Raw genomic sequence first — 16,332 nt, forward strand, 5'->3', positions numbered from 1 at the left:
TCGTTTTTTGCAGATGAATTGCAAGCCGTCTGTCATCTCATCGGATGTGTTGTCGGGCAACCTGAAAAACTCTCAATTGCCGCGCGCCACTTTGGCCCCACAAGCTGTGCTAGGATGACTCGTTGGTTTTTGCGGCAGTTAAGCGATGGGCTGGATGGTAATTGAAGGGGTTACAGTGACAAATCGAGTAGAACAGCTGCGCCGGCAGTTAGCACAGCGCATTTTAGTGTTGGACGGCGGCATGGGCACCATGATCCAGAGCTACCGGCTGGAAGAGAGCGATTTTCGCGGCGAACGTTTTGCCGACTGGCAGAGCGATCTGAAAGGCAATAACGACCTGCTGGTGCTGACCAAGCCGGAAGTGATTACCGCGATCCACTACGGTTATCTGGAAGCGGGCGCCGATATTCTTGAAACCAACACCTTCAACTCCACCACCATCGCCATGGCCGACTACCACATGGAGTCGCTGTCAGCCGAGATTAACTATCAGGCCGCCTGCCTGGCGCGCGCCTGCGCCGACGAATGGACCGCGCGCACCCCGGATAAACCGCGCTACGTGGCCGGGGTGCTTGGCCCGACCAACCGCACCGCTTCCATTTCGCCGAACGTCAACGATCCGGCATTCCGTAATGTCTCCTTCGACGAACTGGTGGAAGCCTACCGCGAATCAACGCGCGCGCTGGTGGAAGGCGGCGTCGATCTGATCATGATCGAAACCATTTTCGATACCCTGAACGCCAAAGCCGCCGCCTTTGCGGTGGAAACCGAATTCGAAGCGTTGGGCGTGGAGTTGCCGATCATGATCTCCGGCACCATCACCGACGCCTCCGGCCGTACCCTGTCCGGCCAAACCACCGAAGCCTTCTATAACTCGATGCGCCACGTCAAGCCGCTGAGTTTTGGCCTGAACTGTGCGTTGGGGCCGGACGAGCTGCGTCAATACGTTGCCGAGCTGTCGCGCATCTCGGAAACCTACGTCACCGCACACCCTAACGCCGGTTTGCCCAACGCTTTCGGCGAGTACGATCTGGACGCACAAGAGATGGCGAAACAGGTGGGCGAGTGGGCGCATGCCGGTTTCCTCAATATTATCGGCGGTTGTTGCGGCACCACGCCGGAGCATATCGCCGCAATGGTCGATGCGGTGGCGGGCGTACCGCCGCGCCCCTTGCCGGATATCCCGGTAGCCTGTCGTTTGGCCGGCCTTGAACCGCTGAATATCGACGCCAAAACGCTGTTCGTCAACGTCGGTGAACGGACCAACGTCACCGGCTCTGCACGCTTCAAACGGCTGATTAAAGAAGAAAAATATAACGAAGCTTTGGCCGTGGCGCGCCAACAGGTGGAAAGTGGCGCACAGATAATAGATATCAACATGGATGAGGGGATGCTGGACGCCGAAGCGGCGATGGTGCGTTTCCTCAGCCTGATTGCCGGCGAGCCGGACATCGCCCGGGTACCGATCATGTTCGACTCCTCCAAATGGTCGGTGATCGAAAAAGGCCTGAAGTGCATTCAGGGCAAAGGCATCGTTAACTCCATCTCGATGAAAGAAGGCGAAGAGGCCTTTATTCACCACGCCAAACTGGTGCGCCGCTACGGCGCGGCGGTGGTGGTCATGGCGTTTGACGAGGTTGGCCAGGCCGATACCCGCGAGCGCAAGTTCGAGATCTGTCGCCGCGCCTATAAAATTCTGACCGAACGCGTTGGCTTCCCGCCGGAAGACATTATTTTTGACCCGAACATCTTTGCCGTCGCCACCGGTATCGAAGAGCATAACAACTATGCCGTCGACTTTATCGAGGCTTGCGCCGACATCAAAACCCACTTGCCGCACGCGATGATCTCCGGCGGGGTGTCCAATGTGTCGTTCTCGTTCCGCGGCAACGATCCGGTGCGCGAAGCGATCCACGCGGTCTTCCTGTACCACGCGATCCGCAACGGCATGGACATGGGCATCGTCAACGCCGGGCAACTGGCGATCTACGACGATCTGAGTGACGAACTGCGTAACGCGGTGGAGGATGTGATCCTCAACCGCCGTGACGACGGCACCGAACGCCTGTTGGATCTGGCGGAAAAATATCGCGGCAGCAAAGACAACGAAGTGGCGGTGCAGCAGGCGGAATGGCGCGGCTGGCCGGTGGAAAAGCGGCTGGAATACTCGCTGGTGAAAGGCATTACCGAGTTTATCGAGCTGGATACCGAAGAGGCCCGGCAGCGGGCGGATCGCCCGATCGAAGTGATCGAAGGGCCGCTGATGGCGGGGATGAACGTGGTCGGCGACCTGTTCGGCGAAGGCAAGATGTTCCTGCCGCAGGTGGTGAAGTCCGCCCGCGTGATGAAGCAGGCGGTGGCCTATCTGGAACCCTACATCGAGGCCAGCAAGCAGAAAGGCACCACGGCGGGCAAAATCCTGCTGGCGACGGTGAAGGGCGACGTGCATGACATCGGCAAAAACATCGTCGGCGTGGTGTTGCAGTGCAACAACTACGAAATCGTCGATCTGGGCGTGATGGTGCCGACGGAGAAAATCCTGAAAACCGCCCGCGAACAGAACGTGGACATCATCGGCTTGTCGGGGCTGATCACCCCGTCGCTGGATGAAATGGTCAACGTGGCGAAAGAGATGGAGCGCCAGGGCTTTACCCTGCCGCTGCTGATTGGCGGCGCGACCACTTCCAAAGCGCATACCGCGGTGAAGATTGAACAGAACTACAGCGGCTCGACCACCTACGTGCAAAATGCCTCCCGCACCGTGGGCGTAGTGTCGGCGTTGCTGTCCGCTACCCAGCGCGACGATTTTGTGGCGCGTACCCGCAAAGAATACGAAACCGTGCGTATCCAGCATGCGCGTAAAAAACCGCGCACCCCGCCGGTCAGCCTGCAGAAAGCGCGCGATAACGCCATGGCGCTGGATTGGGAAAACTACCGGCCGCCGGTGCCGCAGCAGCTTGGGGTACATGCGGTGGAGGCCGGCATCGAGACATTGCGCCAGTACATCGACTGGACACCCTTCTTCATGACCTGGTCGCTGGCAGGTAAATACCCACGGATTCTGGAGGACGAGGTGGTGGGTGAGGAGGCCAAGCGCCTGTTCGCCGATGCCAACCAGATGCTGGATATGCTGGCCGCCAACGGCAGCCTCAACCCGCGCGGCGTCTACGGCCTGTTCCCGGCCAACCGCGTCGGCGACGACATCGAGGTGTATCGCGACGAAAACCGCGACGAGGTGCTGGTGGTCAGCCGTCACCTGCGCCAGCAGACCGAGAAAACCGACTTCCCGAACTACTGCCTGGCGGACTTCGTCGCGCCGAAAAGCAGCGGCAAGGCCGACTATTTCGGCGCTTTCGCCGTGACCGGCGGTCTGGAAGAGGATGAGCTGGCGGCGGCCTATGATGCGCAGCATGATGATTACAATAAAATCATGATCAAGGCGTTGTCCGATCGCCTGGCGGAAGCTTTCGCCGAGTACCTGCATGAGCAGGTGCGTAAATTGCACTGGGGCTTTGCCGCTGACGAGAACCTGAGCAACGAAGAGCTGATACGCGAGAATTACCAGGGCATCCGCCCGGCACCGGGCTACCCGGCCTGCCCGGAGCATACCGAGAAAGCGGAGATCTGGCGCCTGCTGGACGTTAACCGCCACACCGGCATGGAGCTGACCGAATCCTTCGCCATGTGGCCGGGAGCGGCGGTGTCGGGTTGGTACTTCAGCCATCCGGAGAGCAAGTACTTTGCGGTGGCGCAGATCCAGCGCGATCAGGTGGAAGACTATGCGGCGCGCAAAGGCATGAGCATCAGCGAAGTTGAACGCTGGCTGGCGCCTAACCTGGGCTACGACGCCGACTGATGACGCAGGGGCGCTGCACGCGGCGCCCCTGTCAGCCAGTTCCTCTCGTAAGGGGCCCACATGTTGGCCCCGCTTTCTTATCCCTCGTCGTTCGCCACCGCCTCGACATCAATGTGCAGCGCGTCGTAGCGCCAATACTCCAAATCGCAATCAATCACCCGATCGTGCTGATCCCGGTTCACCCGGGTAATAAACAGCGACGGGCTGCCGTAGGTGACCTTCAGCATCGTGGCTGCCTCCTGCGGTAACAGGGTCGGCAGCATATCGAAGCGTACCCGGCCATAACGGATACCGTAGCGCTCTGCGTACAGCGCGGTCAGCGACTGCGTCAAATCGGCATCCAGGATGCCGGCGAAGTAGGCCGGGTTGAGGTAGTGCTCGCAATACAGCACTGCACGCCCGTCGATAAAGCGTAGCCGGCGGATGCGGTAAACCTCTGCGCCCTCCGGCAGCTCCAGCCGCCGCGCCAGGGCGGCGTCGGCCTGCACGTGGCCACTGTCGATCACCTGGGTGTGGGCGTCACGCCCCTGCTGCTGGGCCATGGCGTGGAAGTGGCTGCGCTGCAACGGGTTGTACACCAACCGCGGCGGTGAGATAAACCAGCCGCGCCTCACCTGACGGTAAATCACCCCTTGCGCCTCCAACTGGCCGAGCGCTTCCTGCAGCGTAATGCGGGTGGTGGAAAACTGCTCGCTCAGGGCGCGTTCGGAAGGCAGCTTGCCGCCAGTATTAAATTCCCCCGCGACAATACGGGCGTTCAACGCCTGACAGATGGTCGACACGGTAGTCGATACTTCACTCATGCCACAAATGCCCCATTTCAGTGCGTTTATACCCGTCGCCTTTCAAGTTGCAGCGTTGTTACCTGCACTCGCTCACCCAGGTTACTTACTTAAGTAAGCGCCCAGGGATGAGCGAGCTGGGCGCCTAGCTGCAACTTGAAATTCATAGGGTATAACTCTGTAGTTAAGGTAGACCAGCGGGCGGCCCCTCGAGGCGTAAATGAGATAAAACTGCTGCTTTTTTGGGCTGACATATAATTATCACATTCGTCCGTTAGATTGGCTTGGTTCTTGCTGGACTAGTCCAGCCACTTCCCACACTACCACCTGGAGCATCTGTTATGAAACGTTTGTGCGCTTCTGTGTTAACCAGTGCCATTGTACTGACCAGCCAGATGAGCTGGGCCGCGGATCCCGATTTGGCTGCGCTGGAGCAGGCTGCCAAGAAGGAAGGTGAAGTCAACAGCGTCGGCATGCCGGACAGCTGGGCCAACTGGAAAGACACCTGGCAGGATCTGCAGAGCAAGTACGGCTTGAAGCATCTCGATACCGACATGAGCTCGGCGCAGGAAATCGCCAAGTTCGACGCGGAAAAAGGCAATGCCACGGCGGATATCGGTGATGTGGGTGCGGCATTCGGCCCCATCGCGGTGCAAAAAGGGGTAACCCAACCTTATAAGCCGTCCACCTGGGAGCAGGTGCCTGGCTGGGCGAAAGACAAGGATGGCCATTGGGCGCTGGCCTATACCGGCACCATCGCCTTCATTATCAACAAACAGCAGGTGAAAGAGATCCCGCACAGCTGGGCCGATCTGCTGAAAGGCACTTATCAGGTCACCATCGGTGACGTCGGCACCGCCTCGCAGGCGGCAAGCGGCGTGCTGGCGGCCACCTACGCCATGGGCGGCAACGAGAAAAACCTGAAGCCGGGTCTGGAGTTCTTCGGCAAGTTGGCCAAGGCAGGGCGCCTGAGCCTTAGCAACCCGGTGATCGCCTCGCTGGAAAAAGGCGAAGTGCAGGTCGGCGTGGTGTGGGACTTTAACGGCCTGAACTACCGTGACCAGATCGACAAAACCCGTTTTGAAGTGTTGATCCCGTCCGACGGCTCAATCACGTCGGGCTATACCACCATCATCAACAAATTCGCCAAACACCCGAACGCCGCCAAGCTGGCGCGTGAATACATCTTCTCCGACGCCGGTCAGATCAACCTGGCACGCGGCTATGCTCGCCCGATCCGTGCGGAACACCTGACGCTGCCGGACGACGTAAAAGCCAAGCTGTTGCCGGCCGAACAGTATAAAAACGCCCACCCGATCGCCGATCCGGCGGCCTGGGAACAAAGCGCCAAAACGCTGCCGCGCCAGTGGCAGGAAAACGTCATTATGTTTATGCAGCAGTGAGTTAAGCCATCATGAAAACGATCCTCGTACTGCTGGACGGTCTGAACTATCAGGTGGCGCATGACGCCATGGGGTATCTGCAGGCCGAGTGTGCGGCAGGGCGCGGACGGTTGTATCAGCTGGAGAGCGAGCTGCCTTCGCTCTCTCGGCCTCTGTATGAATGCATTCTCACCGGCGTGCCGCCGGTGGAAAGCGGCGTGGTGCATAACCAGGTATCGCGCCTCTCGCATCAGCAAAGCGTGTTTCACTATGCGCGCGCCGCAGGGCTGACTACCGCTGCGGCCGCCTACCATTGGTTCAGTGAGCTGTATAACCGTACCCCGTTCGACGCCGCGCGCGATCGCCATACCGACGATGCCGGGCTGCCCATTCAGCACGGCCATTTTTATTACGACGACCGTTACCCTGACTCCCATCTGTTTGATGACGCCGAAAGCCTGCGCCGCCGTCATCAGCCCGATTTTCTGTTGATCCACCCGATGAACATCGACGATGCCGGACACCGCTTCGGCCTGTCTTCACCGCAGTACCGTAACGCGGCTCGCAATGCCGATGGCGTGCTGTCGCGCTATCTGGGCGACTGGCTAAGTGCCGGATATCAGGTGATGGTGACGGCCGATCACGGCATGAATGACGACCGCAGCCACGGCGGTGTATTGCCGGAGGAGCGACAGGTACCGCTGTTCGTGTTCGGTGCGGCTTTCAGCCAGAACGACGCCAACCCGCAGCAAACCGACCTGTGCGGCACGCTGTGCGAGGTGCTGCAGGTAGCACACGACAAACCGCGTTGCCGTGCGCTGTTGGCATAAGGGTGAATAATGAAAGCTAAGTGGATTGCCGCGCTGTGCCTGCTGCCGTTTATCCTGCTGTTCGGTGCGTTTCAAATCGCGCCGCTGGTGTGGATTGCGGTCAGCAGTTTTTTCAGCCAGACCAGCGGTTGGGGGCTGGGCAATTACGTTGACGTCCTGACCTCGCCGTTCTATCTGCAGGCGTTTCAGTTCTCGCTGGAGATTTCCCTCTGGTCGAGCGTTTACGGGCTGCTGATTGCCCTGGTCGGCAGTTACTCACTGCGTCAATTGGGTCAGACGCGGTTCCACGATTTTGTGATGTCGTTTACCAATATGACCAGCAACTTTGCCGGGGTGCCGCTGGCCTTCGCCTTTGTCATCCTGTTGGGGTTGAACGGCTGCCTGACGTTGCTGCTGCGCAAATACGGCCTGATGGAGAGCTTTAACCTTTACTCCAAAACCGGGCTGATCGTGCTTTACACCTACTTCCAAATCCCGCTGGGCGTATTGCTGTTGTACCCGGCGTTCGACGCGCTGCGTGAGGACTGGCGCGAGTCGGCATCGTTGCTTGGCGCCAGCCCATGGCGCTACTGGCGGCATATCGGCCTGCCGGTGCTGGCGCCGGCGCTGATGGGCACCTTTGTCATCCTGCTGGCTAACGCGCTGGGCGCCTATGCCACGGTATATGCGCTGACCACCGGCAATTTCAACGTGATACCGATACGTATTTCGTCGCTGGTGGCGGGGGATATTTCCCTCGACCCGAACCTGGCCAGCGCGCTGGCGATGCTGTTGGTGGCGATGATGGCGTTCATTACCCTGATCCACCAATGGCTGTTGCGCAGGAGTTACCTGAATGCGCGCTCATAATGTTGCGGAGGGCGGCCATGTCCCGTTTTGAAACCGGCTACCACCGCGTGGTGACCAGTCTGCTGTTGCTGATCCTGCTGTTACCGCTGGCGGCGACGCTGATTTACGCGCTGGCCACTCAGTGGGGCGCCACCATCCTGCCGGACGGTTTTACCCTGAAGTGGGTGACGGCGTTGTGGAGCGATCCCCGTTTCCTGCTGGCTCTGTGGCACTCGTTGCTGATCTGTTTCGGCACCCTGGTGCTGGCGGTGGTGGTGATTTTGCCGATGATGTTCGTGATTGCGTACTATTTTCCCAAACTGGACGCGGTGATGAACGTGCTGATCCTGTTGCCGTTCGCCGTACCGCCGGTGGTGTCGGCGGTCGGGTTGATGCAGCTGTTCGCCGCCGATCCGCTGCCGCTGCTCGGTACGCCCTGGATCCTGATCGGCTGCTACTTCTCGATTGCCCTGCCGTTTATTTACCGCGCCATCAGCAACAACATGCAGGCGATCAACCTGCGCGATCTGATGGACGCGGCACACCTGTTGGGTGCCAGCACCTGGCAGGCGGCGCTGCTGGTGGTGCTGCCGAACCTGCGCAAGGGCGGAATGATTGCGGTGCTGCTGTCGTTCTCGTTCCTGATTGGCGAATTCGTCTTCGCCAACCTGCTGGTAGGCAGCCAGTATGAAACGCTGCAGGTTTACCTCTATAACATGCGCAACGGCAGCGGCCACTTCACCAGCGCACTGGTCATTTCTTATTTCGCCGTGGTGCTGATTGTCACCTGGCTGGCGAATTTGCTGAATAAAAATAAGGGTTAACGCATGGCATATCTCACTGTCACCCGCCTCAATAAACGCTATGGCCAGACCCAGGTGTTTCAGGATATCGATTTTACCGCCGAGGAGGGCGAGTTCGTCACGCTGCTCGGGCCGAGCGGCTGCGGTAAATCCACGCTGCTGCGTTGCCTGGCGGGGCTGACATCGGTCGACAGCGGGCAAATCTTGCTGCAGGGCCAGGATCTGGTGCCGGTGCCGCCGCAAAAGCGCGGCATAGGTATGGTGTTCCAGAGTTATGCGCTGTTCCCGAACATGACCGTTGAAGGCAACGTGGCGTTTGGCCTGAAAATGCAGAAACTGGCGGCCGGGCAGATCCAGCATCGGGTAGAGGAAGTGCTGGCGCTGGTGGAGTTGACCGAACTGGCGAAGCGTTATCCGCATCAACTGTCCGGCGGGCAGTGTCAGCGGGTAGCGTTGGCGCGATCGCTGGTGACCCGCCCGCGTCTGCTGCTGCTCGACGAGCCGCTGTCGGCGCTGGACGCACGTATCCGCAAGCATCTGCGCGAGCAGATCCGCCGTATCCAGCGTGAACTGAACCTGACGGCAATCTTCGTTACCCACGATCAGGAAGAGGCGCTGACGTTGTCGGATCGCATCGTGCTGATGAACAAGGGCCAAATCGTGCAGAGCGGCGATGCGGAAACCCTGTACACCCAGCCGGCTAACGTCTTCGCCGCCGGGTTTATCGGCAACTACAACCTGCTGAGCGCCGAACAGGCGAGCGCACTCACCGGCCGCCGCTACGCCGGCAAGGTGGCGATACGCCCTGAATCCATCGCGCTGCTGCCGGCCGGGCAGGGGATCGAGGGGGTGATCCTCAGCCATAGCCTGCTGGGGAATGTGGTACGCTACCGCGTCCAGGTTCGTGGCGTTGAGCTGCTGGTTGACGCGCTCAACCGGTCGGTCGAGGATTTGCGGCCCGACGGCAGCGAAATTGGGCTACACTTGGAAACTGTTACATTACGGGAAGTTGCATGACTTCGCTGCGGCAATCAATGATAACTCCAGGGTAATGCCTGCCGTTGCGTTAACCCTCCAATATGCGGTCTGCAGCCTGTTACCGCTGTCCTGCCCGACTACCGCCCGGCAGGCAGGATAGCCTGCTATACCCGTCACCTTTCAAGCTGCAGGTGTGTTGGCCGCGCGGTCTCACCCCAGTCACTTACTTGGGTAAGCTCCTGGGGATTCACCCGCTTACCGCCGTCCTGCAGCCCGAAATTCATAGGGTATGGATTTGATTTTTCCTGCCGGGCGTTAATGGAGCGTATTTTCCGTGTTGACCCTTCTCCACCTGCTTTCCTCCGTGGCGTTGTTAGTGTGGGGTACCCACATCGTGCGCACCGGGATTATGCGGGTCTACGGCGCTAACCTGCGCCGGGTATTGAGCGACAGCGTCGAGAAAAAACCGCTGGCGTTCGTCTCCGGTATCGGCGTAACCGCGCTGGTACAAAGCAGCAACGCCACCGCGCTGCTGGTCACCTCTTTCGTCGCGCAAGGGCTGGTGGGGCTGGCGCCTGCGCTGGTGATCATGCTGGGCGCCGACGTCGGCACCGCCTTGATGGCGCGAGTGCTGACTTTCGATCTTTCCTGGCTGTCACCGCTGCTGATTCTGGTCGGCGTTTTCTTGTTCCTCAGCCGCAAGCAAACCCGGGTTGGCCAAATGGGGCGTGTGTGCATCGGCCTCGGGTTGATCGTACTGGCGCTGGAGCTGATCGTGGCCGCCGCGACGCCCATTACCCAGGCGGCGGGTGTGAAAGTGCTGTTCTCGTCGCTGACCGGCGACGTGATGCTGGATGCCCTTACCGGCGCGCTGTTCGCCATCGTCAGCTATTCCAGCCTGGCGGCAGTGTTGCTGACCGCCACCCTGACCGCATCCGGTGTGATCTCGCTGAAAGTGGCGCTGTGTCTGGTGATTGGCGCCAATCTCGGCAGTGGCCTGTTGGCGGCCATCAATACCAGCGGCCAGAACGCCGCCGGCCGTCGGGTGGCGCTCGGCAGCCTGCTGTTCAAGCTGATAGGCTGCGTGCTGGTGCTGCCGTTTGTCTCTTATCTGGCAGAGGTAATGACCCGATTGCCGGGCGAAAACGAAGAACTGGTGATCTATTTTCACGTCTTCTACAACCTGATCCGCTGCCTGATACTGATCCCGCTGGCCGGGCCGATGGCGCGTTTATGCGAAACCCTGATCGCCGACGTGGCGGCCGACGATCCCCACCTGCGGCCGCGGCATCTGGACGCCAGCGCGCTGGATACGCCGACGCTGGCGCTGGCCAATGCGGCGCGTGAAACCCTGCGTATGGGCGACGTGGTGGAACACATGATGATCCTGCTGCGCGAAGTGCTGCACGGCAAGAATGGGCAGGATAAAGAGGTGCGGCGGTTGGACGACGATGTCGACGTGTTGTATACCGCCATCAAGCTGTATTTGGCGCAGATCCAGAAAGAGGATTTGGGCGAAGAGGATTCGCGCCGTTGGGCGGAAATCATCGAAATGGCGCTGAACCTGGAGCAAGCCGGGGACATCATTGAGCGCATGACCGGCGATGTGGCGGCGAAATCGCACGCGGCGCGGCGGGCGTTCTCGGCGGAAGGGTTGGCGGAGCTGGATACGCTGCATGAGCGGCTGGTCGGCAACCTGCGCCTGAGCCTGTCGGTGTTCCTGTCCGGCGATCTTACCAGCGCCAAACGGCTGCGACGCTCCAAACACCGTTTTCGCATTCTGGATCGCCGTTACGCGCATGCGCACGTCGATCGTCTGCATCAGCAAAACGTGCAAAGCATCGAAACCAGTTCGCTGCATCTGGGGCTGTTGGGGGATATGAAACGCCTGAACTCGCTGTTCTGCGCGGTGGCGTATAACGTGCTGGATCAGGATGAGCGCGATGATGAGCGTGAGTGGGACGATACGCCGAGCACGCTGTAAAAAAAATGCCCCCGGTTAGGCCGGGGGCATTGCCAGTTTTATTTACCGCGGGTTATTTACCCGAAAAGACTCCCGCTTTGGCATCGGCGGCCTGATTATTGATGTAGCCGCCAACCGGCGTTTCCAGTTTGACCGCGCTTTTTGCTGCAATACCGAGCAGCGCGCCGGCAGACGCCGCTGCATCAAGATGCCCGCCGCCCTGATAGCGGTTGCCCGCCACGTCCTGCTGTTCTACCTTGCCGTTACCCAGCGCTACCTGGCCCTGCCGGCTGCGGATCTCGCCGCCGGTCAGGTGGGTTTCGCCTTGCACGTTCAGCGCAACGCCATTTTTCCCGCTGATGGCGGACTGCACGCCAACCGCATCGTTATCGACCACATCGGCGTTCACCTTGAACTGCCCTTGCAGCCCGGCAGGGCCGGTCAGGGCTTCTTTGGACTTGTTGCCCAGGAAGCGAGCGCCGCGATCCCACAAGGGGCCTTTCTCTTTTTCCCCGGCCAGCGTTTCCGGCAGCGTCACCTTACCATCGTCCTTGCTGAAACCGACCGCACCGGCGGTGTCCTGCTTAGGATCGAGGCGACGCGCTACGCTGTTGTACTTATCGGTGGTCGCTGCGGCCACTTTATTGATGCCGCCTTCCAGCTTCTCTTTCACGTTACCCGCATAGCGCGGGGTGCCCACTTTCGACAACTTGGAGGTGATGCTGCTGGCGGGATCGTTGGTGTGGCTCAGGCCGACATCCACATTGACCTTCACGCTGCTTTCGCTGTCTTTGCGGCTTTCGACGTGCAGATCGCCATCGATCTTGCCCTGTACCTGATCGGCGTCCACCCTGGCGCCGGCCAGTCGGGTATCTTTACCGCTGTTGAGCGTCACTTTCCCGGCGTTAATCAGGGTATTGCCCTGAGTGGTTTTCTCCAGTTTATCCACGCCGACCTGCACGCCGGCGCCCAGGGTGTGAGTGTCGCTGCCGCTGGTGGCGTCAACCTGGCCGTTGGCATCCTTGTTGAAGGATTGACCGCCTTTGGCGTTGGCCTTCAGCCCCAGGTTCAGATTGTTTTTCTGCTCCTGGTTCTGCACCGACTCCAGCACGATACCGCCGTTTTTCGCTTCGAGCGTAGCGCTCTTACCGGTGACTTCAGCCCCCTGTAAATGCAACGCGTTACTCCCCGTGCCGCCGGCGGTAATCTTCACGGTACCGCCGCTGGTGATCTTGCCGCCCTGATGGGTGGTGGAGGATTCATCCACCTTGGCGATATCAAATGCGCCGCCAAGGGAGATGCCGCCACCGCTCTTTTTGGCGGAGTCGGTGCTGTTGCCACCGAGATCGACATTGCCCGACAGGCTGTCATCTTTACGCCTCTGGTGGGCGTCCGCTGCCGTCAGTGCAACCTGATTGCCCGCCTTGAGCGTAACGTCACCGTCGCTGGTCAGCACGCTGCCTTGCAGCGACAGATCGCGGCCAGCGTCCAGTTCCACGCCCTGTTTGCCGCCGATGTTGCTGACGTGTGCGCTACTGCCGTCGCTTTCACCCTGGCTGCGACCACCGCCTAACCCGACGCCAACGTTTTTGGTTTCTGGCGTGGAGCCGCCTTTGGCCGAGGCCTTGACCGTGAAGCCACTGTGGCTCTCATGGTGGGTATCGGTGGCCTGATCAAAACGGATGTTGCCCTCTTCGGCTTTCACCCGCACCTTGCCGTCACCGGCGTCCAGCGCGGTGCCCTGATAAACGGCGTCCTTTTTAACCCGGATGTCGATACCCTTGGCGGCACTGATGCTGCCGGTGACCGCCTGGCTGGCCGAACTTTCACTGCGTTTGCTGCCGCCTTCGCCTTTGGCGTCCACAGTCAAATCGCTGCCGGTGGTGGTATAGACGCGTAAGCCGGCGCTGCCGTGAGTTTCGCTGTGGTTTTCCTGTTGGCGGTTTTCCGCCGCCTCACTGCGATGGCTGTCCGCCGTCAGCGTGACTGCACCTTGAGTCGCCTGATATTGGGTACCGCGATCGTGGACCTCGCCGGTGGCGGTCACTTCTATCTCCCCGGCGGTAATTTTGCTGACTACCGCCTTTGAATCGCCGGTGCGTGTTTCACTGCTGCCGCCTTTGGCGCCGATATCCAGCCCGATATTCGGCGCGCCGATACCGCCGATTTCGTTAATTACGCCGTTGGCATCCAACTGGGCAACTTTGCCCACCGCGCGTTCCACCGGGCGGGTGACCGCGCTGTAATCGACGTTAGCGCCGATATCCACGCCGACGTCTGTTTTGCGGGTGGTGCTGCTTTCGCTGTTAGTGGCCTCAATATGGGAGACGTTGGCGACGTTTTCCTGATATTTCCCACCTACCTGATGCTGCGCGCCCTGCTGGGTGAGCCGATTTTTAGCGGTAATGGTCAGGTTGCCTGCGACATGGGTACCGGAGGTGACGGCCTTGCTGCTTTCTGCATGGGTTTTGCTGTTCTCATAGCCCCCCTCGATGCCGGAACCGAGTTTGTCGATGCCGCCGGTGTAATAGACGCCGCCGCCGATGTTGGTTTGTTCGGTGTCAGAGGCGGTTTTGTTATCGGCCGCCAGAAAAGCGACATTATCGCCGCTGATGCTGGCATCGCCCTGGGTGGCGACCAGTTTGGAACCGCTGAAGGTCACGTCTTTATCTGCGTTCAGCGCCACGCTGCCGCCGCTCAGCATGGCGGCCTGGTTCTCGGTGCGGGTGGTTTTCTCGCTGTCGCGGGTATGTTCGATGCGCAGACCTGCACGGTATTGCTTATCGCCTTTCTCGTTGGCATAGCCGTTGATGGCGAGCGCTGTTTTCTGTTCGTCGATGCTTTGCTGCTGTTCGGCGGCCTTGACGTTGATATTGCCGCCGGAGCGGACGTCCAGTTTGCCGACGCTGCTCACCTGGCTGCCTACCACGTCGGTATCTTTATGGCTGACCAACTGCAGATTGGTATCGGAAACCAGCTCACTGCCGGTAGTCTGCTGGTGGCTGTTGTTGGATTTCTGCGAGCTGCTGGTGATGTTGAAAACGGTGCCCGTGCGGGCATCAATCTTGTCCACGGTGGTGCTGAGGGCGTTATCAATACGCAGGCCACCGGCGGTGGCTTCGACGAAACCGCCCTGTTTGCCTCTCGCTTTGCTGCCGGTAATGGTCACGCCCTGTTTGCCGTTGAGCCTCAACACGCCATCGGCGGTCAGTTCGGAGGCGTTGCTGATCTCGCGGCGGTTGCTGTTGTCTTGATTATTGCCGCCGCCGATCCCGCCCCATGAGGTTGTATTGTCGCTAACCGTTTTCGTATTGACGGTCTTTTGTACGTCGATGTTGATCCGTTCTTTGGCGTTTACCGTGAGGTTGCCCTTCGTATGGACCTTGGCTCCCTGAGTGACCAGGTTATTGCCGGCCGTCAGATCCAGCTCACCGCCGGCGTGCAAATCGCTGGCCTTCAGGCTTTCGGTTTCGTTGCCGTTGCTCCAATTGCCGGTGCGCAGGCTGGAAGTGTGGTTGCGCTGGTAACCGCGTTCGCTGGTTTTGTCCCGCTCGACCAGCCCGGCGATCTGCACATCGCGCCTGGCTTCGATTTTTAGCGCGTCGCCTGCTGCAACCGTGGCGCCGAGCAACTTCACATCTTGCACCCTGGCAGTCAGCGTGGCGTTTTTGGTCGCGGTAATGGTGCTGCCAATCTGCTGGAGCTGCTCATTTTCACGCGTAACGTCGTACTGCGAGGAATAGAACCATCGGTCGTTGGTCTGACCCTGAGTTTGCTTCAGTTGTTGGCCGTCTAACGTCAGGCTGGCGCCTTGCAGCTTTATCTCATCGCCACGAATATCGGTAGCGGTCAGGTGGTTGTTATTATCGGCCAGCAGGCTGATATTTTTGCCCGCCAGCTCGGTACGGGTCAGTTTCTGGTTGGTGCTGCGGTCGTTGATGTAGATGCCGCCGCGATAGTTTTGGTAGTTCTCATTGCTGTCATGCTGGGTGCTTGCGTTGCTGATCTGGCTCTCGGCGCGAATGTCATAGGCTTTCACGCTGATGTTGTCGCTGCCCCGCAGGCTGCCTGCCAGCTTCACGCCGCTGCCCGCCGCGGTGTTGATGATGTTGATGCGCCCGGCCTGCATGCTGCCGAGGTAGTAGCTGTCCAGCGCGCTCAGCGGCTGCTCGCTGCTGAGCACTCGCGCATCGCGCGATAGGCGGTTATTGCCGCTGATGGCATTAATATCCGACAGCATTTTTCCGGTTTTTTTATCGAATGCCGGTGCGATGCTCACCTCGCCACGGCTGTCGATTTTCGGCGCGATCAGATCCAGCACGCCGCCGGCGTTCAGCTTGCCTTCCAGGCTCAAGACATTGCGGTTGCCCAGCGTACTGTAGCCTTGCAGCATGCCGTTTTCGACCAACGGGTTACCCACCACCAGCGATGAACGGCTGGTATTGATAAAGCCGCAGCCATCGCAGCTGATACCGTTCGGATTCGCCAGCACGTAGTCGGCCGCCATACCGAAGATTTCTTGTTGGCCGTGCAACAGTGACGGGTTGCGGCTGATCACTTCATTGAGGATCACGCTGGCTGCCTGGCCATTCAGGTTTGGGTTGGCGCCCAGTTGGCCGGCCAGCTGCGACAGCCCGGCGTCGCGCGAGTTATTCAGCACGGCGCCAGGCTGGTTGACGTTAAAGTCCTGATACTGGTTATGCGACAGTCCGTGATCGTTGGGCGTCACGATGTTGACTACCTGCGCGCCGTTGGCGGCGGTTGAAACGCCGGGGCCATTAGCCCCGTTGGCCGCCACGATCTCCCCCGCGTAGCCGGCGCCGTACGAGGCGAGAATAATCGCCAGTGACGCGGCCAGCTTGCCCGCTGCGGAAAGCCTGAAGTTATTATTTTTCATCCATGTATCTCCC

The 16,332-nt window shown here is 59.8% G+C and carries 9 protein-coding genes; 7 read left to right on the top strand and 2 right to left on the bottom strand.

The genetic code is table 11. From position 1 onward, the window contains the following. Positions 1-145 precede the first annotated feature (145 nt). Complete coding sequence (metH, locus tag SPL01S_RS19055) at positions 146-3,856, top strand: methionine synthase (protein WP_120978340.1); 3,711 nt, start codon at positions 146-148, stop codon at positions 3,854-3,856. A gap of 77 nt (positions 3,857-3,933) precedes the next feature. Here the strand turns inward: metH and SPL01S_RS19060 are convergent, their stop codons facing one another. Then, entirely contained in the window at positions 3,934-4,659 is a 726-nt protein-coding gene (locus SPL01S_RS19060; protein ID WP_062791568.1) for a UTRA domain-containing protein, read from the bottom strand. A gap of 320 nt (positions 4,660-4,979) precedes the next feature. Between SPL01S_RS19060 and SPL01S_RS19065 the strand changes: the two genes are divergently transcribed. The 6 genes from SPL01S_RS19065 (at position 4,980) to SPL01S_RS19090 (ending at position 11,443) form a co-directional block, all read left to right on the top strand. Next, a complete protein-coding gene (locus SPL01S_RS19065; protein WP_004948876.1) occupies positions 4,980-6,041 on the top strand; it encodes an ABC transporter substrate-binding protein in 1,062 nt (353 codons plus the stop codon). 11 nt (positions 6,042-6,052) lie between these two features. Continuing rightward, positions 6,053-6,850, top strand: coding sequence for an alkaline phosphatase family protein (locus SPL01S_RS19070; protein ID WP_013814770.1), 798 nt, complete (start codon positions 6,053-6,055; stop codon positions 6,848-6,850). Between the two features lie 9 nt (positions 6,851-6,859). Continuing rightward, positions 6,860-7,699 carry an ABC transporter permease gene (locus SPL01S_RS19075; protein ID WP_013814769.1) on the top strand — a complete coding sequence of 280 codons (840 nt, stop codon included), beginning with the start codon at positions 6,860-6,862 and terminating at the stop codon, positions 7,697-7,699. A 17-nt stretch (positions 7,700-7,716) separates the two neighbouring features. Beyond that, a complete protein-coding gene (locus tag SPL01S_RS19080; protein WP_006328385.1) occupies positions 7,717-8,502 on the top strand; it encodes an ABC transporter permease in 786 nt (261 codons plus the stop codon). Positions 8,503-8,505: 3 nt separating this feature from the next. Next, entirely contained in the window at positions 8,506-9,498 is a 993-nt protein-coding gene (locus SPL01S_RS19085; protein ID WP_062868889.1) for an ABC transporter ATP-binding protein, read from the top strand. A 295-nt stretch (positions 9,499-9,793) separates the two neighbouring features. Further along, positions 9,794-11,443 carry a Na/Pi cotransporter family protein gene (locus tag SPL01S_RS19090; RefSeq protein WP_063202262.1) on the top strand — a complete coding sequence of 550 codons (1,650 nt, stop codon included), beginning with the start codon at positions 9,794-9,796 and terminating at the stop codon, positions 11,441-11,443. A 52-nt stretch (positions 11,444-11,495) separates the two neighbouring features. On the opposite strand, the gene SPL01S_RS19095 is transcribed toward SPL01S_RS19090, so the two are convergent. Further along, complete coding sequence (locus SPL01S_RS19095; protein WP_063202264.1) at positions 11,496-16,319, bottom strand: hemagglutinin repeat-containing protein; 4,824 nt, start codon at positions 16,317-16,319, stop codon at positions 11,496-11,498. Positions 16,320-16,332: the final 13 nt, after the last annotated feature.

It is taken from the genome of Serratia plymuthica NBRC 102599, assembly GCF_001590925.1.
Classification (GTDB): domain Bacteria; phylum Pseudomonadota; class Gammaproteobacteria; order Enterobacterales; family Enterobacteriaceae; genus Serratia; species Serratia plymuthica.

Excerpts from the sequence above, each read along its gene's own strand:
- metH (WP_120978340.1), top strand. The coding sequence starts at position 146 with ATGGGCTGGATGGTAATTGAAGGGGTTACAGTGACAAATCGAGTAGAA.
- SPL01S_RS19060 (WP_062791568.1), bottom strand. The coding sequence starts at position 4,659 with ATGAGTGAAGTATCGACTACCGTGTCGACCATCTGTCAGGCGTTGAAC.
- SPL01S_RS19065 (WP_004948876.1), top strand. The coding sequence starts at position 4,980 with ATGAAACGTTTGTGCGCTTCTGTGTTAACCAGTGCCATTGTACTGACC.
- SPL01S_RS19070 (WP_013814770.1), top strand. The coding sequence starts at position 6,053 with ATGAAAACGATCCTCGTACTGCTGGACGGTCTGAACTATCAGGTGGCG.
- SPL01S_RS19075 (WP_013814769.1), top strand. The coding sequence starts at position 6,860 with ATGAAAGCTAAGTGGATTGCCGCGCTGTGCCTGCTGCCGTTTATCCTG.
- SPL01S_RS19080 (WP_006328385.1), top strand. The coding sequence starts at position 7,717 with ATGTCCCGTTTTGAAACCGGCTACCACCGCGTGGTGACCAGTCTGCTG.
- SPL01S_RS19085 (WP_062868889.1), top strand. The coding sequence starts at position 8,506 with ATGGCATATCTCACTGTCACCCGCCTCAATAAACGCTATGGCCAGACC.
- SPL01S_RS19095 (WP_063202264.1), bottom strand. The coding sequence starts at position 16,319 with ATGAAAAATAATAACTTCAGGCTTTCCGCAGCGGGCAAGCTGGCCGCG.